General features: G+C 29.7%; 23 protein-coding genes and 2 pseudogenes. 20 read left to right on the forward strand and 5 right to left on the reverse strand.

Going from position 1 to position 24,124, the window contains the following annotated elements; translation table 11 throughout:
* Nucleotides 1-128: 128 nt before the first annotated feature.
* A pseudogene (locus PG912_RS07810) lies at nucleotides 129-1,363 on the forward strand (MATE family efflux transporter).
* On the opposite strand, the gene PG912_RS07815 reads toward PG912_RS07810, so the two are convergent.
* Both PG912_RS07815 and ychF read right to left on the reverse strand, forming a co-directional pair.
* The gene (locus PG912_RS07815; RefSeq protein WP_275687086.1) at nucleotides 1,355-2,026 is read right to left on the reverse strand and encodes a DUF2461 domain-containing protein; all 672 of its coding nucleotides are present in this window, start codon (nucleotides 2,024-2,026) and stop codon (nucleotides 1,355-1,357) included. The pseudogene PG912_RS07810 and the gene PG912_RS07815 sit on opposite strands and share 9 nt — an antisense overlap.
* 208 nt (nucleotides 2,027-2,234) lie before the next feature.
* Nucleotides 2,235-3,326 carry a redox-regulated ATPase YchF gene (ychF, locus tag PG912_RS07820; RefSeq protein ID WP_260586158.1) on the reverse strand — a complete coding sequence of 364 codons (1,092 nt, stop codon included), beginning with the start codon at nucleotides 3,324-3,326 and terminating at the stop codon, nucleotides 2,235-2,237.
* 181 nt (nucleotides 3,327-3,507) lie between these two features.
* Between ychF and PG912_RS07825 the strand changes: the two genes are divergently transcribed.
* Nucleotides 3,508-6,237, forward strand: a complete 2,730-nt coding sequence (locus PG912_RS07825) for a TonB-dependent receptor (protein WP_275687087.1) — start codon at nucleotides 3,508-3,510, stop codon at nucleotides 6,235-6,237.
* 74 nt (nucleotides 6,238-6,311) lie between these two features.
* On the opposite strand, the gene PG912_RS07830 is transcribed toward PG912_RS07825, so the two are convergent.
* Nucleotides 6,312-6,662: a 4Fe-4S dicluster domain-containing protein gene (locus PG912_RS07830; protein ID WP_218772346.1), complete on the reverse strand. Its 351-nt coding sequence runs from the start codon at nucleotides 6,660-6,662 to the stop codon at nucleotides 6,312-6,314.
* 71 nt (nucleotides 6,663-6,733) lie between these two features.
* Between PG912_RS07830 and PG912_RS07835 the strand changes: the two genes are divergently transcribed.
* The 5 genes from PG912_RS07835 (at nucleotide 6,734) to PG912_RS07855 (ending at nucleotide 11,940) form a co-directional block, all read left to right on the forward strand.
* Complete coding sequence (locus tag PG912_RS07835; RefSeq protein ID WP_275687088.1) at nucleotides 6,734-7,795, forward strand: acyl-CoA reductase; 1,062 nt, start codon at nucleotides 6,734-6,736, stop codon at nucleotides 7,793-7,795.
* A gap of 132 nt (nucleotides 7,796-7,927) precedes the next feature.
* Nucleotides 7,928-8,182: a hypothetical protein gene (locus PG912_RS07840; protein WP_275687089.1), complete on the forward strand. Its 255-nt coding sequence runs from the start codon at nucleotides 7,928-7,930 to the stop codon at nucleotides 8,180-8,182.
* A 208-nt stretch (nucleotides 8,183-8,390) separates the two neighbouring features.
* Nucleotides 8,391-9,104: an ABC transporter ATP-binding protein gene (locus PG912_RS07845; RefSeq protein WP_275687090.1), complete on the forward strand. Its 714-nt coding sequence runs from the start codon at nucleotides 8,391-8,393 to the stop codon at nucleotides 9,102-9,104.
* 1 nt (nucleotide 9,105) lies between these two features.
* Complete coding sequence (locus PG912_RS07850) at nucleotides 9,106-10,509, forward strand: ABC transporter permease (protein ID WP_275687091.1); 1,404 nt, start codon at nucleotides 9,106-9,108, stop codon at nucleotides 10,507-10,509.
* Nucleotides 10,510-10,512: 3 nt separating this feature from the next.
* Nucleotides 10,513-11,940, forward strand: a complete 1,428-nt coding sequence (locus PG912_RS07855; RefSeq protein ID WP_275687092.1) for a DUF3526 domain-containing protein — start codon at nucleotides 10,513-10,515, stop codon at nucleotides 11,938-11,940.
* A gap of 66 nt (nucleotides 11,941-12,006) precedes the next feature.
* Here the strand turns inward: PG912_RS07855 and PG912_RS07860 are convergent, their stop codons facing one another.
* On the reverse strand, nucleotides 12,007-12,387 hold the full coding sequence (locus PG912_RS07860; protein WP_275687093.1) for a Fur family transcriptional regulator: 381 nt from the start codon (nucleotides 12,385-12,387) through the stop codon (nucleotides 12,007-12,009).
* Between the two features lie 377 nt (nucleotides 12,388-12,764).
* Here PG912_RS07860 and PG912_RS13680 point away from each other — a divergent pair.
* From PG912_RS13680 to PG912_RS07930, 13 genes and pseudogenes are all read left to right on the forward strand, one after another.
* Nucleotides 12,765-13,168 (forward strand): annotated as a pseudogene (locus PG912_RS13680) (MerC domain-containing protein).
* Nucleotides 13,161-13,814 carry a GTP cyclohydrolase I FolE gene (gene folE / locus PG912_RS07875; protein WP_275687096.1) on the forward strand — a complete coding sequence of 218 codons (654 nt, stop codon included), beginning with the start codon at nucleotides 13,161-13,163 and terminating at the stop codon, nucleotides 13,812-13,814. Before PG912_RS13680 ends, folE begins: the two are co-directional and overlap by 8 nt.
* A gap of 291 nt (nucleotides 13,815-14,105) precedes the next feature.
* On the forward strand, nucleotides 14,106-15,170 hold the full coding sequence (serC, locus tag PG912_RS07880) for a 3-phosphoserine/phosphohydroxythreonine transaminase (RefSeq protein WP_275687097.1): 1,065 nt from the start codon (nucleotides 14,106-14,108) through the stop codon (nucleotides 15,168-15,170).
* Nucleotides 15,171-15,260: 90 nt separating this feature from the next.
* Nucleotides 15,261-16,214 carry an NAD(P)-dependent oxidoreductase gene (locus tag PG912_RS07885; RefSeq protein WP_275687098.1) on the forward strand — a complete coding sequence of 318 codons (954 nt, stop codon included), beginning with the start codon at nucleotides 15,261-15,263 and terminating at the stop codon, nucleotides 16,212-16,214.
* A gap of 15 nt (nucleotides 16,215-16,229) precedes the next feature.
* Nucleotides 16,230-17,468: a DUF1015 domain-containing protein gene (locus PG912_RS07890; protein ID WP_275687099.1), complete on the forward strand. Its 1,239-nt coding sequence runs from the start codon at nucleotides 16,230-16,232 to the stop codon at nucleotides 17,466-17,468.
* A gap of 4 nt (nucleotides 17,469-17,472) precedes the next feature.
* Nucleotides 17,473-18,138 (forward strand): YggS family pyridoxal phosphate-dependent enzyme, encoded by a 666-nt coding sequence (locus PG912_RS07895; RefSeq protein ID WP_275687100.1) that lies wholly within the window; start codon nucleotides 17,473-17,475, stop codon nucleotides 18,136-18,138.
* 31 nt (nucleotides 18,139-18,169) lie between these two features.
* Nucleotides 18,170-19,267, forward strand: coding sequence for an exonuclease domain-containing protein (locus tag PG912_RS07900; RefSeq protein WP_275687101.1), 1,098 nt, complete (start codon nucleotides 18,170-18,172; stop codon nucleotides 19,265-19,267).
* Nucleotides 19,268-19,296: 29 nt separating this feature from the next.
* Nucleotides 19,297-20,124: an ion transporter gene (locus tag PG912_RS07905; RefSeq protein WP_275687102.1), complete on the forward strand. Its 828-nt coding sequence runs from the start codon at nucleotides 19,297-19,299 to the stop codon at nucleotides 20,122-20,124.
* Nucleotides 20,100-21,044: a tRNA (adenosine(37)-N6)-dimethylallyltransferase MiaA gene (gene miaA / locus PG912_RS07910; RefSeq protein ID WP_275687103.1), complete on the forward strand. Its 945-nt coding sequence runs from the start codon at nucleotides 20,100-20,102 to the stop codon at nucleotides 21,042-21,044. Before PG912_RS07905 ends, miaA begins: the two co-directional genes overlap by 25 nt.
* Nucleotides 21,045-21,105: 61 nt before the next feature.
* The gene (locus PG912_RS07915; protein ID WP_275687104.1) at nucleotides 21,106-21,609 is read left to right on the forward strand and encodes an OmpH family outer membrane protein; all 504 of its coding nucleotides are present in this window, start codon (nucleotides 21,106-21,108) and stop codon (nucleotides 21,607-21,609) included.
* 19 nt (nucleotides 21,610-21,628) lie between these two features.
* A complete protein-coding gene (locus PG912_RS07920) occupies nucleotides 21,629-21,799 on the forward strand; it encodes a hypothetical protein (RefSeq protein WP_275687105.1) in 171 nt (56 codons plus the stop codon).
* A complete protein-coding gene (locus tag PG912_RS07925) occupies nucleotides 21,792-22,613 on the forward strand; it encodes a DUF1853 family protein (protein WP_275687106.1) in 822 nt (273 codons plus the stop codon). The genes PG912_RS07920 and PG912_RS07925 overlap by 8 nt, the downstream gene beginning before the upstream one ends.
* 22 nt (nucleotides 22,614-22,635) lie before the next feature.
* Complete coding sequence (locus PG912_RS07930; RefSeq protein ID WP_275687107.1) at nucleotides 22,636-23,040, forward strand: hypothetical protein; 405 nt, start codon at nucleotides 22,636-22,638, stop codon at nucleotides 23,038-23,040.
* A gap of 1 nt (nucleotide 23,041) precedes the next feature.
* On the opposite strand, the gene PG912_RS07935 is transcribed toward PG912_RS07930, so the two are convergent.
* Nucleotides 23,042-23,956 carry an EamA family transporter gene (locus PG912_RS07935; protein ID WP_275687108.1) on the reverse strand — a complete coding sequence of 305 codons (915 nt, stop codon included), beginning with the start codon at nucleotides 23,954-23,956 and terminating at the stop codon, nucleotides 23,042-23,044.
* Nucleotides 23,957-24,124 lie beyond the last annotated feature (168 nt).

Here is a 24,124-nt window from a genome sequence, read left to right on the forward strand (position 1 = left end):
TGATCTTCGAGGATTGAAAATTAAACATGAATAAAACAACAAGTAATTTTGGTACCGAGAAGGTTAGTAAACTTCTTTTAAAGCAAGCAATACCTGCTTCTATAGGAATTTTAGTAATGTCGTTAAACATGATTGTCGACACTATTTTCGTTGGTCGTTGGATTAGTGTTATGGCAATTGCTGCCATTACGGTTGTTTTACCAATTGCATTTTTAATTTCATCTATAGGAATGGGTATTGGTATTGGTGGTAGTTCTATTATTTCAAGAGCTTTAGGGAAAGGTAATACCAATAAAGCTTTTAAAGTATTCGGAAATCAAATTAGTTTAACCGTTTTCTTATCTGTATTATTTGTTGCTATAGGAACTTTTTTTGTTTTCCTATTTTACAATTATTTGGAGCTAAAGGTGCTATTTTAACTCCTGCTACCGACTACTTTCATGTAATTCTTTGGGGAGTACCTTTTTTAGCTTTTGCAATGATGGGAAATCCGGTAGCAAGAGCTGTTGGAAAACCTAATTATGCAATGTTTACGCTAATAGTTCCTGCGTTTGCTAATATTATTTTAGACGTTATTTTTATAAAATTTATGGATATGGGAATGTATGGTGCTGGATTAGCAACTTCTATTTCATACGCCGTTAGTGGTTTATTTATATTATGGTTCTTCTTATCTAAAAACACAGAGTTAAAAATTATTCCGAAGTATTTTAGTATTGATTTTTCAATTTTAAAAGAAATTATTGCTCTAGGTGGAATTACCATTATTAGACAAGGAACAATTAGTCTTTTAATTATTATTTTAAACTATACCTTATTTAAATATGGTGGAGAAATATCAATTGCAGTATATGGAATTATCAACCGAGTAATGCTATTTTCTCTCTTTCCTGTATTAGGAGTAACACAAGGTTTTTTACCTATTGCTGGTTTTAATTATGGTGCGAACAATACCGAAAGAGTTAAAGAGTCTATAAAAATTGCGATAACTTTTGGTTCGGCAATAGCAACACTTATTTTCATAGTAATAATGATTTTTCCTACCGAACTCGTAAGCCTTTTTACTGATAATAATAATTTAATTAACCTTACTTCTAGCGCTTTAATTATAACATTTTTAGCTACCCCTGTAATTACAATTCAACTCATAGGTTCGGCTTATTTTCAAGCAGCAGGAAAAGCTTTACCTGCTTTATTGTTAACACTATTAAAACAAGGTTTTTTCTTAATTCCGTTAGTATATATTCTACCTAAATTTTTTGGTATAAATGGTGTGTGGATGTCTTTTCCAATTGCTGATGTATTAGCTACATTGGTTACTTACTTATATTTAAACAGAGAAATTAAACGCAGTTTAAATTAAACTTTCTCCGTTTAAATTTGTAGTTAACACATCGCTCATTAAGTTAAAAAACGGGCGTAAAGCTTTAAAGGATGTATTTACTTCGGATAAAAAATCTTCTGATAACACTTCTTGGTCGGTAAAATTACGAACCGCAATAAATCCTTTTTTTCGCAATAAATCGATATCTGGATGGTTTTTATCAAAACCTCTTGGTGCTGATTTTAATTCTTCTCCTTCAAATTTACTTCCAAAAAGCTTTACAAATTCAGGATCTTTTAAAATATCTCTAAAATCAGCAGCATCCATTTCTATTTCCTTTCGAATACGTAATAAATCTTCTTTATTTGGCTCCCAAAATCCGCCAGCTAAAAAACTTTCTCCCGGACGAATACGTAAATAATATCCGCCTCTTAAATGTTTTCCTGCTCTAGAAAAAGAACCTGCAAAATGTGGTTGATATGGTGTTTTATCTTTCGAAAAACGAACATCACGGTAAATTCTGAATAGTTTAAACTTGTCTATTTCGTCGTGTTTTTCTAAACCTGTTCTTATTGCAGAATAAAAGTCTTTTGCATGATTTTGAACTTCTTTAAAAGCATCTTTTTGCTCAGTAAACCAATCGCGATTATTGTTTTCTTTTAATTCTTTTAAAAATTGAAGTGTTGATTTTTCTAATTGCATTACGATTGTTTTTGTTACTTGAAAGGTACAAAAAAACGCTGTAGAAAAAATCGACAGCGTTTAAGTATTTTGCGTTAGGGATTGAACGGTTTGTTTGAGCTCTTTTTTATTGTTAATTCGAGTGAATTTGCTTTTTTGCAAATTATTATCGAGAATACAATAAAAAAAGCGAGTAGTGAAAGCCCGCTCGAACGCCCTAATAATTATTTTAAACGTTGAATCTGAAATTCATAATATCACCGTCTTGTACAATGTATTCTTTTCCTTCAATACCTAACTTACCTGCTTCTTTAACTTTTTGCTCACCACCTAAAGTAGTATAATCATCATATTTTGTTACTTCGGCACGGATAAATCCTTTTTCGAAATCGGTATGGATAACTCCAGCCGCTTGTGGTGCTGTATCACCAATATTAATGGTCCAAGCTCTTACTTCTTTTACACCAACGGTAAAATAAGTTTGTAAGTTTAATAACTTATAAGCTGCTCTAATTAAAACAGAAGCTCCTGCTTCTTTTAAGCCCATATCTGCTAAAAACATTTCGCGCTCTTCGTAATCGTCTAACTCAGTAATATCTGCTTCTGTACCAACTGCTAAAACAATTACTTCAGCATTTTCATCTTTTACAGCTTCTCTTACTTTAGTTACATAATCATTACCATTTACAGCAGCTCCTTCATCAACATTACATACATATAATACTGGCTTTGCTGTAATAAATTGTAGTGACTGAACAATTTCTTGGTCTTTTTCTGAAAACTCAATGGCTCTTACTGAAACTCCTTTTAATAAAGTTTCTTCAACTTTTAATAGAATTTCTAATTCTATTTGAGCTTCTTTATTACCAGTTTTAGCGGTTCTTTTTACACGCTCTAAACGTTTTTGAACAGTTTCTAAATCTTTTAATTGCAATTCAATGTCAATCGTTTCTTTATCTCTAATAGGATCTACAGAAGCGTCAACATGAATAATATTTTCGTTATCGAAACAACGTAAAACATGAATAATTGCATCTGTTTCACGAATATTTGCTAAGAATTGGTTTCCTAATCCTTCTCCTTTACTTGCTCCTTTTACCAAACCAGCAATATCTACAATCTCTACAGTTGCAGGCATTACTCTTTCTGGGTTTACCATACCTTCTAAAACCTGAATTCTAGGATCTGGTACATTTACAACACCTACATTAGGCTCGATAGTACAAAAAGGAAAGTTGGCACTTTGCGCTTTTGCATTAGATAAACAGTTAAATAAAGTTGATTTTCCTACGTTTGGTAATCCTACAATTCCGGCTTTCATTCTATTCTTTTATTGAAAATTTTCGTTTGCAAATATACTATTTTGGTTTCAAAAAACATTTTATACTTTTATTAGTAATTCGACCAAATAACGACACAATATTTACTTTTTTAACATTTTTAAAACACTTTGTATTTCTTTTTACTATTTTTAAAGAATATTAATCAAAATACTTTTACACATGAAAAAACAGCATTTTTTTTTAATTTGTTTTTTATTCTTAGGAATACAACTAATCAGTGCCCAAGTACAAATTAAAGGAACCATAAAAGATAGTAATAATGAACCTTTACCTGGTGCTAATATCCTTGAAAAAGGAACAAATAATGGAGCCTCAACAGAATTCGATGGAACTTTTTCTTTATCTGTAAATCCTAATAGCACTTTATTCATTAGTTTTTCAGGCTTTGAAACTCAAGAAATTCCTGTGAACGGACAAATTACTTTTAACATTACTTTAAACGAAGGCTTACAATTAGATGAAGTTGTTATTGTGGGTTCTAGAAACGCAAGAAGAACAGCTGTGGATACACCTGTACCTGTTGATGTTATTGACGTTGGTGATTTAGCTGCTAAAAATGGTAAAGTTGAAATAAATGACATTTTACAATACGCTGCTCCTTCTTTCAATGCAACCAAACAATCTGGTTCTGACGGAGCAGACCATGTAGTACCTGCTTCTTTAAGAGGTTTAGGACCTGATCAAACATTGGTTTTAATCAATGGCAAAAGACGTCATCAATCATCATTAGTAAATATTTTTGGAACTCGTGGTCGCGGTAATTCTGGTACAGACTTAAATGCAATACCTTCTGCTGCAATAAAAAGAATAGAAGTTTTACGTGATGGTGCTTCTGCTCAATATGGTTCTGATGCAATTGCAGGAGTTATTAATATTGTTTTAAAAGATGCTACCGATGGTGTTTCTGGTAGTATAGGTTACGGTGCTTACAATACTTCTGTAGGGAGTGGCTGGGCTGAAAAAACTGGAGAAACATTATATAATGTTAATGGAAAAAACAGACTAGATGGAGAAGACAAAAGTTTTGATGGTGGTACCTTTAAATTAGATTTAAATTATGGAGCCAAATTAAACGATAAAGGCGGATTTATTAATTTTACAACAGAATTATTATCAAAAGAAAATACATTACGTCCTGGTTTTTCTTGGCGTAAAGGATATGGTAGTGCTGGTGTTGATGGCTTTAACTTTATGATAAATGCTAGTTTACCAATTAACGATAACACCGAAGTATACGCTTTTGGCGGAAGAAATTATAGAGATACCGATGCTTACGCTTTTTCTAGAGATAGTTTTGATGATGGTGATAACAGAAGTGTGCCTAGTTTATATCCTAACGGATTTACACCAAGAATAACTTCTAATATTGCAGATATTTCTGTTTCAACAGGTGTAAAACATAAATTAGAAAATGGTTGGGAACTTGATTTTAACAATACTTACGGTGAAAACAAATTCCATTATTTAATAAAAGACACTAATAATGCGTCTTTAAAAGCTGCTTCTCCTACAGAGTTTGATGCAGGTGGGCATAGCTTATCTCAAAATACTACCGGTGTTGATTTTTCTAAATATTTTGAAGATTCAATGAGCGGAATAAATATCGCTTTTGGGTTAGAATACCGAACAGAGAACTTTATTATTTTTGCAGGTGAAGAATCTTCTTATGGATTGTATGATGAAGATGGACTTTTAATAACCAACCCTGGTACACAAGTTATTGCCATGGATTCTAATGGTGATGATTTACCTGGAGGCGCGCAAGGATTCCCTGGTTACAGCCCAGATAATGAAGTAGATAAATCAAGAAGTAATGTTGGTGTATACCTTGATTCTGAGTTTAATTTTACTGATAAATTTTTAGTAGGTGCAGCACTTAGATTTGAAGACTACAGTGATTTTGGTAGTACATTTAACTTCAAATTAGCTTCAAGATTTAAAGCAAATGATAACTTAAGCTTTAGAGGATCTATTTCTTCAGGATTTAGAGCACCTTCTTTAGCGCAATTATATTACAACTTAAAGTTTACTAACATTGTAAACGGAGTGTCATTACCATCGTTATTATCTGCAAATAATAGTACGGTAACTAGAGCTTTTGGTATTGATCAATTAAAAGAAGAAACTGCTTTTAATACAAGTATCGGTTTTACATACAAAGCTGGCGGATTTACTGCAACTGTTGATGCTTATTCTATTTCTGTAGATGATAGAGTTATTTTAACAGATAATTTTGATGCTTCTACCTTAAATTTAGGTGTAGATGCAGCTCAGTTTTTTGCAAATGGAGTAGATACTAAAACTCAAGGTGTTGATATAGTTTTAAATTACAAAAAAAGTTTTAATAATCATAAAATAAATATAGGGCTAGTAGGAAACTTTAATAGCACTGAAATAGAAAATATTAACACGCCATCTACCTTACAAACTAAACTAGGTTTAAGCGCAGAAGAAGCTGAACTAACTTTTTTCAGTCCATTTTCAGAAGCTTATTTAAAAGCAGCTGCACCAGATCATAAATTTGGATTAAATTTAGGTTATGGTTATAAAAAGTTTAACGCAAATTTATCATTTACTAAATTTAGTGAAGTACAAATTTATGATTTTCAATGGGTAGATTCGCCTCCAAAATCACAAGCTGCTGTTGATGCCTTGTTAGATCCTGCTTTAGGCTCAGTAGATACTTATAAAAGTAAAATTACTGCCGATTTAAGTTTAAGTTATGCTTTTACAAAGAAACTTACACTTACTATTGGAGGAAATAATATTTTTAACACCTACCCTACTTCACAATTTGATGGATGGACAGATCAAGGTGGATTAGCCGATTCTGTACAAATGGGTTCTGATGGAGCATATTTCTTTACTCGATTAGGTTTTCAATTATAAATAATTAATAAATTAAGCAATAAAAAACCCCGAGAAATATCTCGGGGTTTTTCTTTATTTTAAAATGATGCGAACTATTCGTTATGCATAAACTTCTGCTTACCTAACAACGCTTCTTCCGTTTCTACATTATCATCATCAGGAACACAACAATCTACCGGGCAAACTGCCGCACATTGAGGCTCTTCATGAAAACCTTTACATTCGGTACACTTGTCTGCAACAATATAGTATATTTCATCAGAAATAGGCTCTTGAGTTTCATCTGCATTTGCTTTTTTACCATTAGGTAAAACTACATTTCCAGTTAAATCTGTTCCGTCTGCATATTTCCAATCATCAGCTCCTTCATAAATTGCTGTATTCGGACATTCTGGTTCACATGCACCACAATTTATACATTCATCTGTTATAATAATTGCCATAATTAATCTGTTTCAGTTTTGTAACTTTGCAATCGCAAAAATAGTTCCAAATTAACTTAGAAACAAAATAAATGGATACAATCCAAAATAGAATTTCAGCTTTTGTAGAATTAGGGAAATTTTTAAGCCAGTTTACCCAAAAAGAAACTGCTCAAAAAAACGATATCCAATTTAATGATTTGTTTTTTGACGGATTTAAACATCAATTAAAAATAGCTGGAGAAAAAAACACTTGGTTTACCAAAGAAAACTTATTGTTTGCTACCGAAAGTTGGTCTAAAGCCTTAACAAACGAAAATATTCAACAGTGGATTACTAACGAAAGTTTAGGTAAAAACGATACCAAGCAAGTTGCCGTTATTATGGCCGGGAATATTCCGTTAGTCGGATTTCATGATTTCTTATCTGTTTTAATTTCTGGGCATTCAGTTTTAGTTAAACAATCTTCTAACGATAAAAACTTATTGCCTTTTTTAGCTAAGTATTTAGAATATGTTCAACCAAAATTAAAAGGAAAAATTACATTTACTGAGCAAAAACTAACTGGTTTTGATGCTGTAATAGCTACAGGAAGTAATAATACGGCGCGTTATTTCGAATATTATTTTAAAAATAAACCTAGTATTATTAGAAAAAGCAGAAATTCGGTTGCTGTTTTAACAGGAAACGAAACCGCACAAGATTTTGAAAATTTAAGTAACGATGTATTTTGTTACTTCGGATTAGGTTGTCGTTCGGTATCTAAACTATATGTTCCTAAAGATTATAATTTCGATCCTTTTTTTACAGGAATGTTTAACAAACAAGAAATTATCAACAATGCAAAATATGCCAATAATTACGATTACAACAAAGCAGTGTATTTAATGAGCGAGTTTGATATTTTAGAAAACGGATTTTTAATGATTAAGGAAGATGAAAGCTACGCCTCACCTATCGCATCTATTTTTTATGAATATTACGACAATACAGATGATTTAAAAACAAAAATAAAAGAGGATAAAGAAAAAATACAGTGCGTGGTTGCCAATAATTTTATGAAAGGAGAAATTGCTTTTGGTGAAACCCAAAATCCGCAGTTATGGGATTATGCTGATGGCGTAAATACCTTAGAATTTTTATCAAAAATCTAATAGAAAAAAACTGTTAATTTTTTCTTAATTAAAACTTTCTGATAGCAATATTATAACAAAATTAAAATTTAATTCTTAATCTTGTAGTATAATATGTTTAGGAGAAAACAATATATAAGTATATTTTTCCTGGTGTTTTTTATTTCTATAAAAGCATCAGGTCTTCACGCATTATCACATTCAGAAAGCGATTTTAATTTTAATGATTGTGATTTATGTGAATTTGTTACTTCTAATGATATTCCTTTAGAAACAAACAACAAAATTGATTTTGAGCCTATTATACTTAAAAATTATAATAGCCAACCACAGTCTTATTATCACTACTTATTTACTGACAAACAAGTAAATAATGCTCTTTTTTGTAGACCTCCTCCTACTTTTTAATTTAACATACTTCACTTTATAATTAATGTTCATTTTGAATTTTTCAAAATCGGATAAACTATATCTATATTTTTATATGCAATTATCATATTAATTGGTCTATATAAATTATAGCTTATTCTCATTAAAGAATTTATTTAAGAGACTTAAGTGAAGTTTTCATTTTTATAATTATACATTTTCAATAAAAATTACAATTTATATTACTATGATAACTACTAAAAACATCACCAAAAAATACGGAGATTTTATCGCTGTAAACAACCTTTCTTTAGAGGTAAAACCAGGTGAAATATTATGTTTATTAGGGGCAAACGGCGCAGGAAAATCAACAACCATTAATATGCTCTTAAATTTTACAGAACCAAGTAATGGAGTCTGTGAAATTAATGGGTTAGATGTATTAAAAAACCCTATTAAAACAAAAGAATTTTTAACATATATACCAGAAAACTTAATGTTATACCCAACATTAACGGCTATTGAAAACTTAAATTACTTCACAAAATTATCAGGAAAAAAGTTTGATACTTTAGAACTAAAACTATACTTAATCGAAGCTGGTTTACAAGAAGAAGCTCATCATAACCGTGTAGAAACATTCTCTAAAGGAATGCGTCAAAAAGTAGGAATTGCACTTGCCATTGCTAAAGAATCTAAAATATTATTATTAGATGAACCAACATCGGGTTTAGATCCAAAGTCAAGCAATGAGTTTATGCAATTACTTACTAAAATGAAAAACGACGGAGTTGCAATTTTAATGGCAACACACGATTTGTTTAGAGCTAAAGAAGTAAGTACCCATATAGGAATTATGCGTGCTGGCGTGTTAGAAAATTATTGTAATACATCAGATTTATCTTTAAAAGAGCTAGAAAACATCTATTTAGATATTATGAATTTTAAAAATATAAGTTAAAATGAAAAACATAATTTTTAAAGAACTCAAAGAATTAAGGCGTGATGGGCGGTTTAAAATAGCCTTACTCATTTCGATTTTATTGTTGATAATCGCTACCATAACCGGAATTAATCAATATCAAAAAAACAATAAACAATATGTGCAATCTGTTGAAAAAGAACGTGGAATTTGGGAAACACAAGATGCAAAAAATCCGCATTCAGCAGCGCATTATGGTACGTACGCTTTTAAGCCTAAATTCGCTTTATCATTATTTGATTATGGCGTTACCAAATACACGGGAAATTCTATCTTTTTAGAAGCTCATAATAGAAATGAAGCTTCTTTTAGTGAAGCTGCAGACCAAACTAGTTTAGCACGTTTCGGAACCTTATCAATTAATTTTGTTTTGATATATTTATTTCCGTTGATTATTATTTTAATTGGCTATAACTCGTACACTAAAGAAGTAGAAAGTAATACGCTTACGCTATTAAAAAGCCAAGGTGTACATCCTATAAAATTAGCTTTAGGTAAATGGTTTTCCACATATATTCTTGTTTTTATACTTACAGCAATTGTGTTTTTAAGTGTCGGAGTTGTTTTATCCAATTTAAACAATTTAGCCTTTTTTAGTTGGAGTAGCTTACTTGTACTTTTTGCTTCTTATTCTTTTTATTATCTAATAATTACAACCATAGCTATCTTAATTTCTATGTGGAGTAAATCTTCAGGAATTTCTTTGGTAAACAGTTTAGTAATTTGGATTTTATTTAGTTTTATTACACCTAAAATAGCCACTAATATTGCCAATTCAAATTATCCATATCCTTCAAAATCAGAATTTACAGCCAACGTAAATGAAGACAAAAAAAATGGTTTAGACGGCCATAATCCTTGGAACAAAGCTGCAAAAAATTTAGAACAAGAAACCCTTAAAAAATATGGCGTTGATAGTATTCATAAACTACCATTTAATTACGCTGGTTATAGAATGCAAAAAGGGGAAGAACATGAAGCAAAAGTTTATGAAAAACATTACAATCTTTTAAATAAAATTGCTCAAAATCAAGATAATACTTATAAAAAATTATCATTTTTATCGCCTTTTATTTCTGTTCGATTTTTATCTATGGATGTAGCAAATACTGGCAGTAATTTACATTGGAAATTTACCAAACAAGCCGAAAATTACCGCATAAAAAAACAAGAATTTTTAAATTATGATATTAAGGATAATACCAAATATGGCGAACGTGGTTATAAAATGAATGCAGAAAGATTTAAACAACTTCCTAAATTTAATTTTACTCCGCCTACTCTTTTTCAAATATTGAAAGAAAACACACAAAACATTATATTTCTAATGCTTTGGTTTTTACTTCCGTTTTTAGGTTTAATCATTTCATCAAAAAGAATATAAGTTATGTTTCAAAACAATTTATCATACGAAATCAAATTATTAGTTCGCAGTAACTGGTTACTACTTCTAGTAATATGTACAGTTTCTCTATTTGTCTTTGCTACTATCAATGGAAAAAACAACGTTAATAAAAGATTGAACGATATTGCTAAAATGCAAGAAAGTTTACATAAAAAAGACAGTGCAGTAATAGCAACGCTTCAAAAGATTGAAAAAGGTGAAAAGACCGATATTCCAAATTGGCGATTACCTTCTAAACCAATCAATATAGGGTATAGGAATCCGCGTTTAGCAATTATGCAACCCGAAAAATTATCGTTTTTAGCAACTGGACAAAGTGATATGTACACTCATTTTAAAAGTCCGACAGTTTATGGAAATAACTTCGCGTTAGATTATTCAGAGATGGTAAATCCTGTTCAGCTCTTATTCGGAAGTTTCGATTTATCATTTGTTATTATATACATATTACCTTTATTAATTATTGCTTTTACCTTTAATGTTTTATCAAAAGAAAAAGAATTTGGTACCATTAAATTGTTAGGAGCACAACCTATGTCAATAGCTAAATGGTTACTGCAAAAAATGACAATTCGTTTTATAATTTTCACATTAATTACACATCTTAGTTTATTAGTTATAATTGCTATTTTTTCTTCGGATGCATTTAACAACGCAAAAAACTTGGTAAGTATATTTTTATTGATTTCTGGCTATTCTTTATTTTGGTTTGTAATTGCTACTGTTGTTAATATTAAAATTAATGATTCTTCTAAAAATGCCTTTACTTTAATTGCTGCTTGGTTATTAATTGTTTTAATTTTACCCGCAACAATTAATCAAATAGGTAACTCATTATACCCTACTCCTTCTCGTTTAAAAATGGTAAATGAAATACGATTAATCAAAAAGGAAAACGAAGAAAAACAAAATGAAATAATGGATGCTTATTTACGTGACCATCCAGAATTAGCCCAAGAAAACGGTAAACAAAACTTCGGCTTTTGGCATAAGTATTTTGCTTCAGAAAAAATAATGGAAGAAAAAACAAAACCTTTATTAGAACAATACGATTTGCAGTTAAAAAAACAGCAAGAACTAATTACAATATTTAAATTATTGTCTCCTGCAATTATTATGCAACAATCATTAAATAATATAGCTGGAACATCAGAAAAGCATTATAATGATTACAAAAAACAAGTATTTGAATTTTCTGATGAGTGGAGAAACTATATAATTCCGATGTTATTTAAAAATCAGGAATTTAAAATTATAAACTATAATGAAATGCCAAAATTCACTTACCAAAATAGAATTGAAAATAATATTTTGGTAAGTATTGTTCAAGTAATACTAATAAGTTTATTATTGTTCTTTCTGTTTTTAGGAATAAGAATAAAAGATACATCATTTAAAAACTTATTTTAAAATGATATAATGTCAATTCAAGTGATTTTTAAAAATGAAAAATTTCTTGAATTGACATTACCTTTATTAAGCAAGACAGTTTTCGCATTTACCTTGCAATAAAACTTGTGAGCTAATAATTTGTTTATTGCTAATATTCGGAATCATTATATTTATCTCTAAACAATCAACTTTTCCGCAATCAACACATTGAAAATGTGGATGAACATCTGCATGTTTTGTTTTTGAACAACCATTACATTTAGCATACCATTTAATACCTGTTACTCCCAAAAAAGAATGTAAAACGCCATCTTCTTCTAACTTATCTAAAACACGATATATGGTTGTTTTATTAATTTTTTCACTCAAACGCTTTATTAAATCTACTGTAGAAATTGCGTCTGATTTTTCTTTAAATTCATTTAATAATAAATCTATCGACTTTGTTTTTCTAATAATTCCCATAAATTTTAGTTAAGTTCTAATTGCAAATCTCCAGAAATTAAATGAATGTGGCAACATTAATTCTAATAACTAACTACATAAAACACCCATAACTTTTAAAAGCCTAAAGCAACAGGAATTTTATTTTGGTTAATAATAGTAACACTACTTATTCTATATTAAAGAGCACAAACCACATTTTCATATTCCGATTTTACACTTTCTTTATCATCTTAAGAAAAAAAGATAAATATCAAAATTAAAAATAGTCTTTTAAAAACTGTATATGAATTGATAATTTTTCTATAGAAAATAAAAATACAAATTAATACAACTTTGTTGTAATAACGGTAATTTTATTTATTTTTGCAACTAAGTTACATTAACAACTATTACTAATGAAATTAATATTACAAAGACCAGATACATTTGGCGCAATTGCAAGTATACTATGTATTATACATTGTGTAGCAACACCTTTTTTGTTTGTGGTTCATAGCTGTGCTTTAAGTGGTTGTGAAAGTGCATCAATTTGGTGGAAAAACTTAGATTATTTTTTTTAACAATTTCGTTTATGGCAATATACCATTCAACTAAAACGACTTCTAAAAACTTTATGAAAATTGCTCTTTGGGTAAATTGGACGGTTTTATTAGCTGTAATAATAAACGAAAAAACACAATGGATTTCTTTACCCGAAACTATTACTTATGTGATTGCTTTTACATTGGCAGTATTACATATTTATAATCTAAATTTTTGTCAATGTAAAACAAATAAATGCTGTGTTAAAAATGGATAAAAAACAAATTGAAACTATAGGAAACAATCATATAGCAAGTAGTATAAAAACACCTATGATACCTTCAGCTTTTGATAAAACCGATGAAGAAAAAATCACGAATATTCAGCATCATTTCAAAAAAATAATGGAAGAACTTGGTTTAGATTTATCTGATGATAGTCTGTCGGGTACTCCATATCGTTTTGCTAAAATGTATGTTAAAGAATTGTTTTATGGTTTAAATCCTAAAAACAAACCAAAATTAACAGTTTTTGATAATAAATATGGTTATAAAAAAATGTTGATTGAGCAAAATATAACTATAGATTCAACTTGCGAACATCATTTCTTGCCAATTACTGGGCATGCACATATTGCATATATTCCTAAAAGTAAAGTTATTGGTCTTTCAAAAATAAACAGATTGGTTGATTATTTTGCACATCGTCCGCAAGTTCAAGAAAGATTGTCCTTACAAATATTAAAAGAATTACAAAATACTTTAGATACTCAAGATGTAATTATAATGTTAGTTGCCAAACATCTGTGTGTATCTTCAAGAGGAATAAAAGATAAAGAAAGCTTTACAACTACTATAGAATATGGAGGTTGTTTTGAAAAGGATGCAAAACGAAATGAATTTTTAAAATTAATTAACAACTAAATTTCTATAGAATACATCAAAAAAACAAATTTTAAAACTCTATAAAAATAAAAAATCAGAGTAGTAAAAATTCTTTCTTGTGATAACCAAATTCTTATTGATACTTTAAAAGACTTCTATTTTTAAAATATTTTTTGTTTTGCATTTATCTTTTTATGTTTTAATATTATCAATACAATATAGGTCGTTGCAATAGTTAATCACAACTTGATAATATATAGGATAACGCATTAAAATTATAGTTAAAAATTGCATCTTTGTAATGCAAAAATCTACTATAATTAACAATAAATGAAAAAGCATAATTTTAGCGCAGGACCTTGTATTTTACCTGAAGAAGTGCTTCAAAAAGCATCCGAAGCAGTTATCAATTTTAATGATGATAATTTATCGTTGTTAGAAATTTCGCATCGTAGTAAACCTTTTGTTGCTGTTATTGAAAACGCACGAAGTTTAGCTTTAGAATTATTAGGCTTAGAAAATAAAGGTTACAAAGCGCTCTTTTTGCAAGGCGGAGCAAGCAATCAGTTTTTAATGACTGCTTATAATTTACTAAACAAAAAAGCCGCGTATTTAAATACCGGAACTTGGAGTAGCAAAGCGATTAAAGAAGCAAAATTATTTGGCGAATTGGTTGAGGTAGCTTCATCCGAAGATAAAAACTTCTATTATATTCCTAAAGGATATGAAATCCCTGCGGATGTAGATTATTTTCATTGCACGAGTAACAATACAATTTACGGGTCGCAAATGAAAAGTTTTCCAGAAACTGATGTTCCATTAATTTGTGATATGAGTTCTGATATTTTTTCTCGTCAATTAGATTTTTCTAAGTTTGATTTAATCTATGCTGGCGCTCAAAAAAATATGGGTCCTGCCGGAACAACCTTAGTAATTGTAAAAGAAGATATTTTAGGGAAAGTAACACGTCAAATTCCATCAATGTTAAACTATCAAACATTTATTGATAAAGATAGCATGTTTAATACGCCTCCTGTTTTTGCGGTGTATACATCAATGTTAACTTTAGAATGGTTGAAAGATTTAGGCGGAATTGAGTTTATAGAAAAAGTAAACAACCAAAAATCAGCACTTTTATATAATGAAATAGATAGAAACCCTTTATTTAAAGGAGCTGTTGTTAAAGAAGATAGAAGCCATATGAACGCTACCTTTTCTTTAACAAATAATAATTTAAAAGAAACATTTAACGCCATGTGGAAAGAAGCCAATATTAATGGTTTAGACGGCCACAGAAGCGTTGGAGGTTACAGAGCAAGCATGTACAACGCATTGCCATTATATAGTGTACAAGCATTGGTAGATGTAATGCAAGAATTAGAACGAAAAGCATAATACAAACGTCATTCCGAACAAAGTGAAGGAATCTATTTATAAAGATTGCCACATCATTTTATTCCTCTCAATGACATTATAAAAGTAAGAATGAAAATATTAGCAAACGACGGAATCTCAGAAAGTGGAAAAGCTACTTTAGAAAATGCAGGATTTGAAGTAATAGTTACCAAAGTTGCCCAAGAGCAATTAGATAATTTTATAAATGATGAAGAAATTAATGTCATCATTATTAAAAACACTACAGAAATACATACTGAACTTATAGATAATTGTCCGACCTTAAAGTTAATTGCAAATGCAAGCACAAATAACGATAACATAGATGTTATTTATGCCGAAGAAGCTGGTTTACAAGTTGTAAATATTTCTGATGCTAGTGCCAATGCTGTTGCCGAATTAGTTTTTGCGCATTTATTAGGAATGACTCGTTATTTACACCAAGCCAACAGAGAAATGCCTTTAGAGGGCGATGTAAGTTTTAATGCTTTAAAATCTCAATTTTCTAACGGAACCGAATTACGTGGTAAAACCCTTGGTATTATTGGTATGAGTGCAGCCGGACAACAAGTAGCTAAATTAGCTTTAGGACTTGGAATGAAAGTAGTTGGTTTTGATGTTAACTTTAATAATACGATAACAATTCCGGTGGAGTTTTTTAACGGTGAAATTATTGATATTAAAGTTGATATGTTAAGTTCTGATGAGTTATTAAAAGAAGCACATTTTATCAGTTTACATTTATCAGCACAAGAAAACCACCTAATTGGAGTTAAAGAATTTGAAAAAATGAAAGACGGTGTTGGTTTTATTAATGTTGCTCAAGGTGGATTGGTAGATGAGGTTGCCTTAATTAACGCTATAGAAAGTGGTAAAGTAAAATATGCTGGTTTAGATACTTTCGAAAATCAACCAAATCCAGAGATTCAATTATTAATGAATCCAGAACTTTCTTTAACTCCTAATATTGCCTCTTACACTATAGAAGCACAGCATAAAATAGGTACAGAGTTGGCTGATAAAATTATTAATTCTTTACACTAAAAACTAAAATTATTAATGGCAATTGTAAAACCATTTAAAGCAGTACGAGCAACTCGAGATAAGGTTGCCATGGTATCTTCTAAATCATATGAAGTTTATCCTCCAGAAATGTTAAATGCTAAGTTAGCTTTTAATCCATTTACATTTTTACATGTAATAAACCCTGGATATAAATATCATAAACAAGATATTACTGGTGATCAACGCTTTAAATTGGTGCACAATCGTTATTTAGAATTTAAAGAAGATGGTATTTTTACAAAAGATAAGAATTCTGGTTTTTATATTTATCAAAAAATAACATCAACCAATTCTTTTTGCGGTATTATAGCTGCAACTTCTGTAGAAGATTACCACAACAATATCATTAAAAAACACGAAGGCACTTTAAGAGAAAGAGAATTATTATTCGAAAACTACTTAAAAAACACTGGATTTAATGCAGAACCTGTGCTTTTAACGTATCCCGATAATGATACGATTAATAGTATTATTGAAAAATATCGTAAAAACAGAGCTGAATACGAATTTTCTACAACAGATAAAGATTCACATTTATTATGGATTATAGATAATGAAAAAGATGTAGCACAAATTTCTAATGCTTTTTCACAAGTAAATACTTTATATATTGCCGATGGTCATCATCGTTCTACTTCTGCTTGCTTACTTGCAAAAAACTTGGCAAAAGAAAATCCGGAACATACTGGTAACGAAAAATATAATTTCTTCATGAGCTACTTGTTGCCAGAAAGCCAACTAAGTATTTATGAATTTAATCGATTTATAAAAGATTTAAACGGCCTAGCTGTTGATGAGTTTTTAATTGAATTGGATACCTTTTTTAGAATAGAAAACAGAGGTCAGGAATTATACAAGCCCAAAGAAAAGCATCAATTTAGTATGTACTTAAATGGAGAGTTTTACGCATTGCACTTACGAAAATCAGTCTATAAATTTACGGATGCTTTAAGTAAATTAGATGCTCAAATTTTATATCAAACCATTTTAAATCCGATATTAGGAATTAAAGATATCAGAAATGCATCAAAGATAATGTATTCCCAAGATAAATCAGATAGTTTAGAGTTGAAAACAAAAGTTGACAATGGCGATTTTAAAGTTTCTTTTGGAATGTTACCAACTACAATAAACGAGTTAAAACAAATTGTAGATGCGGATATGTTAATGCCTCCGAAAACAACTTATATAGAACCTAAACTAAGAAGTGCTTTAACTATTTATGAATTTTGATATGATGACAGGAATTAAAGAAAATCTTCAGAAAGTAAAAGCGACTATTCCCGAAAATGTAACCTTAGTTGCTGTTTCTAAAACCAAACCTATTGCAGACCTTAAGGAAGCATACAATGCTGGTCAGCGAATTTTTGGTGAAAACAAAATTCAGGAAATGGTTACAAAGTTTGATGCTTTACCAAAAGACATTAAATGGCATATGATAGGGCATTTACAACGAAACAAAGTAAAATACATGGCGCATTTTGTTGATTTAATTCACGGTGTAGATAGTTTTAAAACCTTGAAAGAAATTAACAAACAAGCTAAAAAACACGATCGTGTAATTAACTGCCTACTTCAAGCTCGTATTGCAAAAGAAGATACCAAGTTTGGCTTATCTTTTTTAGATATTGATGAAATTATTTCATCAGAAGAATTTTCAGAATTACAAAACATAAAAATTGTTGGTTTTATGGGAATGGCTACCTTTACTAACAATCAAAAACAGTTACAAGAAGAGTTTACTTCGTTAGCTGCTTTCTTTAAAAAAAATCAGGAAAAAGACCCTAAACTCACTACATTATCAATGGGAATGAGTGGTGATTATCCGTTAGCAATAGCAAACGGCAGTAATATGGTGCGAATTGGTAGCGCTATTTTTGGAGTTCGAAATTATATTGTTTAAATTTACATTAATCAGCTAAAAAGAAAAAGAATTGTACGCAATTTTAGATATTGAAACAACAGGAGGAAAATTTAATGAAGAAGGAATTACAGAAATTGCAATTCATAAATTTGATGGTCATCAAGTAGTTGATCAATTTATTAGCTTAGTAAATCCTGAAAAGGAAATTCAAGAATTTGTTGTTAAACTAACAGGTATTAACAATAAAATGCTTCGAAATGCACCTAAATTTCATGAAGTTGCAAAACGTATTATTGAAATTACAAAGGATTGTATTATCATTGCGCATAACGCTAGTTTCGATTACCGAATTTTACGAACCGAATACAATCGCTTAGGATACGATTACAAAAGAAATACACTTTGTACGGTAGCACTTAGTAAAAAATTAATTCCCGAATCTCCTTCTCACAGTTTAGGGAAATTATGCCGCTTTATAGGAATCCCTATGTCTGACAGGCATAGAGCAAATGGAGATGCTTTGGCAACGATACAATTATTTAAATTATTGCTAGAAAAAGATGTGGATAAAAACATTATTCAACAATCAATAAAATATATTGATAATAGGCAAGAAAAACAGCGTTTTTTAAAAATATTAGATAAAACACCAGAAAAACAAGGACTGTTTTATGTACATAGTGAACAAGGTAACATCATATTTATTGGTAGAGGTAAAAATTTAAAACAAGAAGTTAATAAGCTTTTATTAAAAGATACACCTAAAGCTAAAAAAATAATAAAAAGGATTCATGACATTACCTATGAAGAAACCGGAAATCCTCTTTTTACACGTCTAAAATATCATTTAGAGCTCACAAAGTTAAAGCCTAAATTTAATGTTATTCGCAAACGAAAAGTTGCTAATAAAGATTTTAATCATGATAATTTATTAATTATCGATAAAGGAAGAACACCTGAAGAGCATGCTGTTATTTTAATTGAAAACAATATCGTTTTAGGCTATACATATACAAATTTTGCTTTTCAAGAAAATCAATTAACTATTTTAAAATCGATGTTAACTCCTATTGAAAACACTGACCTAGCTAAAATAATTATTAAGAATTACTTGTTAAAAAATAAAGTAGGAAAAATAGTTCGATTACAAGTTGAAAATAATTTATAACATTTTTTAATCACCAAAAATCTTTCTTTTTGAAGAACGAACAAAAAAACTGGAAAGAAAAATTACATGAAGTAATTTACGAGGCAGATACACCAACCGGAAAAGTATTTGACATTGTATTATTGATTTCTATTTTAGCAAGTATACTATTAGTAATGCTAGAAAGTGTTGAAAGTATTGACGCTAATTATCATACTTCTTTAAATATTGCTGAATGGGTTATTACAATTCTATTTACTATCGAATATTTTGCGAGAATCATATCCATAAAAAAACCTTTTAAATACATTTTTAGTTTTTATGGTATTATAGATTTCTTATCAACAATTCCTAAATATCTATTATTATTTTTCGGAAGCTTTCATTCTTTAATCGCTTTTAGAGCCTTGCGTTTAATGCGTATTTTTAGAATCTTAAAATTAGCTCGTTTTATTGGTGAATCTAATAATTTTACAAGAGCCTTAAAAGCTAGTAGAATTAAAATTGCTGTTTTTATATCTTTCGTTGTTATACTTTGCGTAATATTAGGAACCATCATGTATCTTATAGAAGGAAACGCTAATAGTGGTTTTACAAGTATACCAAGAAGCGTATATTGGGCTATCGTAACGCTTACAACAGTTGGTTATGGTGATATTGCACCTGTTACTGCTTTTGGACAATTAATAGCTTCTTTTATTATGATTTTGGGTTATGGTATTATCGCCATTCCAACAGGAATTGTTTCGTCGGAGATGACAAAAACAAATAGCAATACCTTACATACCAACACACAAGCTTGTCCGAGTTGTACTGCCGAATTTCACAGAGATGAAGCAGAATTTTGTTATGAATGCGGACATCAATTAAATCCATAAAATTGAGTAATTCAACAACCAAAAACACATTAATTACCATTGTAGGCGCTACCGCAATAGGTAAAACAGCGCTAAGCATTAAGCTCGCAAAATATTTTAATTCTGATATTATATCTTGTGATTCTCGTCAATTTTTTAAAGAAATGACCATTGGAACTGCGGTGCCTGATTTTGATGAATTGGCAGCAGCTACACATCATTTTATTCAAAATAAAAGTATTTTCGAAGAGTATTCTGTTGGTCAGTTTGAGAAAGATACTTTAAATAAATTAGATGATTTATTTGCTAAAAATCCAATTCAAATAATGGTTGGTGGAAGCGGTTTATATGTTGATGCTGTTTTAAAAGGATTGGATTATTTTCCAGAAGTTGATCCATCAATAAGAATAAATCTTACCAAAGAATTAGAAGAAAACGGAATTGAACCTCTTCAAAATAAATTGAAAGCACTAGATATTGAAACTTATAATTCGATAGCTATTGATAATCCGCATCGTGTTATGCGTGCTTTAGAAATTTGTATCGGTACAGGCAAAACATATACTTCTTTTAAAAACAAACCAAAAGCTCCTCGTAATTTTAAATCCATAAAAATTGGATTGACTGCCGATAGAGAAATTATGTATGATCGAATTAATCGTCGTGTTAGTATTATGATGGATAATGGTTTATTAGACGAAGCTAAAAACCTATATCCTAATAAAAATCTTAATGCATTAAAAACTGTTGGGTATCGTGAACTTTTCGAATATTTAGATGGCAATTTTACCAAAGGGTTTGCTATTGAAGAAATTAAAAAGAACACACGTCGCTTTGCAAAACGACAAGGAACTTGGTTTAGAAAAGATAAAGAAATCGTTTGGTTTGATTATCAATCTGGACTAGAAACAATTGTAACAGCTATTAAAAATCAATTTTAACAGATTTTAAACCACTTAGCTCGTTCACTTTTTTATATTTGTCAAAAAAAATCAAAAAAACATGAAGTCAAAAATTATATTTTTAGCAGTAATTCTTTTATCAACGGTATCTTTTTCTCAAACTAAATTAGGCACCGTAAATAGCGAATTAATTATAGGTAAAATGCCTCAAATGAAAGCTGTATTAGAAAGAATTGATAATTATAGTAAAAAATTAGATTCTTCTTTTAGTATACAGGTTACAGATTACAAAAGCAAGGTTGATTCTTTTAAGGCTGAAGAAAAAATAATGACTGCTGATGATAAAAAATCTAGAATTACTGAACTTCAAAAAATGGAACAAGAAATGGGTAAATTTCGTAAAAACGGAACTACAATGATGCAGTTACGTCGTGATGAATTTATGCGTCCATTATATAAAAAACTAAGAGAAGTTATTAGCGAAGTTGCTAAAGCAAACGGCTATACTCAAATTTTAACTACTGATGGAAATGAATTTGGTTATGTTGATGAAAATTTTGATATCACTCAATTAGTTATGGATAAATTAGGTATCAAAGAATAATTAGCTAGCTTTAAATAATATGAATAAAAAAGAAATCACAGGGCTAGTATTAATATTTATTGGAATGATAATGCAATTGATACTAAAAAACGAAATCATTGATTTTATTTCAGGACTTTTAATTGGTATTGGAATAGGCTTTCTTTTTGCTAGCAAAATTAAAAACAATCCTATTTCTTTTAATGGATAAAAACTCGAAAGACTTACAATTACAATACGAAGGATTTTTACAAACACCTTTTCTATGGCATGGAAAAGGTGTTTTTGGTTTTCAGCAATTTGAGAAAAACACTAGTAAAACTACTATTTTTAACGCAGTAATTATTCAAAACTTACGTTTAGGGAAATTAGTAGAACGCTTTGTTTCTTATGAATTACAACAAGATCCATCAATTAAAATTATTGTAGAAAATATTCAAATTCAACAAGAAAAATTAACTTTAGGCGAGTTAGATTGTATTTTATATAAAAATGAAAAACCAATACATGTAGAAATTGTTTACAAATTTTATTTATACGACAATACTGTAGGAAATACCGAAATTGAACATTGGATAGGACCAAACAGAAAAGATTCTTTAGTACAAAAACTAACCAAGCTTAAAGAAAAACAGTTACCGCTTCTCTACTCTAAACAATGTGCTACTTATCTAAATGAACTAAATTTAATTACTGAAAAAATTGATCAACAACTCTATTTTAAAGCTCAACTATTTGTTCCGTTAAAAGAATATGGCAACAAGTTTCCTCTAATTAATAATGCCTGTATTATTGGGTTTTATGCGACGTTAAAAGAACTCGAACAATATAAAAAATGTAAATTTCACATTCCGAATAAACACGATTGGCTAGTAACACCACATACCAATATTAACTGGCTAAATTTTAATCTCTATACTGAAAAAGCTAACTTTTTTCTAGAAGAAAAAAGAGCACCTTTATGCTGGATAAAACATCCGAATGGTAAAATCATGAAGTTTTTTATTGTTTGGTGGGATTTTTGATATCAACTAGAAAAATAAAATTATGAGAATAATAAGAAGCGTATCATTTGCCCTTTCACTACTTTTTATTTTCGCATTTTCTTCATGTACTGAAGATGAAATTAAAAGCGCATCGTGTTTAGAATTCGATAAAATCTCACAAGGTTACAATATCTTAGAAACAGCTGTTTTTACAACTAAAATTATCGAATTCGAAATTTATAATACCTGTCCTTATAAAATAAAAGTTACCGATATAAAAATCCGAGGGAAAAACCCTAGTGAATTTACAATTCAGGGAATTGCAGAAGGCACCTATCTAACAGATGATAAACTAAAATTCAATATTCTTTTCTCCCCTAAAAGTTTAGGAAAAAAAGAAGCTGGCTTAACAATTTTTCATGAGTTTGGCTCTATTGTAATGCATTTATCAGGAACAGGAATTTAATTTACGATCCCTTTCTTGCAACCGTTTTTACCGATCTTTTTCTTGAAGTTATAAAATAAACACCGGTTAGTAAAATTACAGATGCTATTACCGATTGTTCTGTAAGTTGTTCATCTAACAAACTCCAGCCTAAAAACAAGGCTATTATCGGGTTTACATAAGCTGATGTTGCTACTTTTTCTGGCGACACCGATTTTAAAAGATAATTAAATGCTGTAAACGCAACAATACCTCCAAAAATAATCAAGAACAACATTGCTCCTTGTGTTTTAGAAGCCCAATTTAACGGCGAAACCCAAGTCTCTTTAAAAATTAAACTTGATGTTGCTAATATAAATCCTGCTATTAACATTTGATATCCCGTAGCAACCAAGTAATTTTTAGGTAAATCAGCTTTCGATACAAAAACACTTCCGTAACTCCAACTTAACACACAGGTTAAGATCATAAAAATACCTAAAACACCACCTTCAGAAGTTGTTATTTCTTTCTGACTTACCAATAAATACATTCCCGCTAAACCAAATAACACACCAATTATCGATTTCCTTTGCATTTTCTTACCATCTATTAAACGCAATAAAAAAAGTACAAACAACGGTTGTGTTGATGCTAATAATGCCGCAAAACCTGTATCAACATATTTTAACGCCCATACAAAAACTCCGTTTCCATATACTAAAAACAAAAAACCTGCTATTGCTGAATTTAAAAGTTGAGTTTTGGTAATTTTTATTGATATTCTTAACAATGTAGCAATGATCATAATCAACACACCAGCCACTAAAAATCGAATAGAAGCCAAAAATAAAGGAGATAATTCGGTTACCGCAATTTTATTAAATAAATAAGTAGATCCCCATATAATATATATCGAAAAAAATGCTGCAATAATTAATAATTTGGAGTTTTTCATATCATCAAAGTTTGAAAAGTAAAAATACTATAATCATAATTTATAAAAGTGGATTAAAATATGTTTTTTAGAAGCTATTTCCCGCTTTTCGCACTCGCTCTCTGCGAGGAGCTCAAACAAATGCTACAATCGGGGCTAACCTATTTATTAAGTTATAGCTAATTTCTA

This window comes from Tenacibaculum retecalamus, from assembly GCF_027941755.1.
In the GTDB taxonomy this organism is placed as follows: domain Bacteria; phylum Bacteroidota; class Bacteroidia; order Flavobacteriales; family Flavobacteriaceae; genus Polaribacter; species Polaribacter haliotis_B.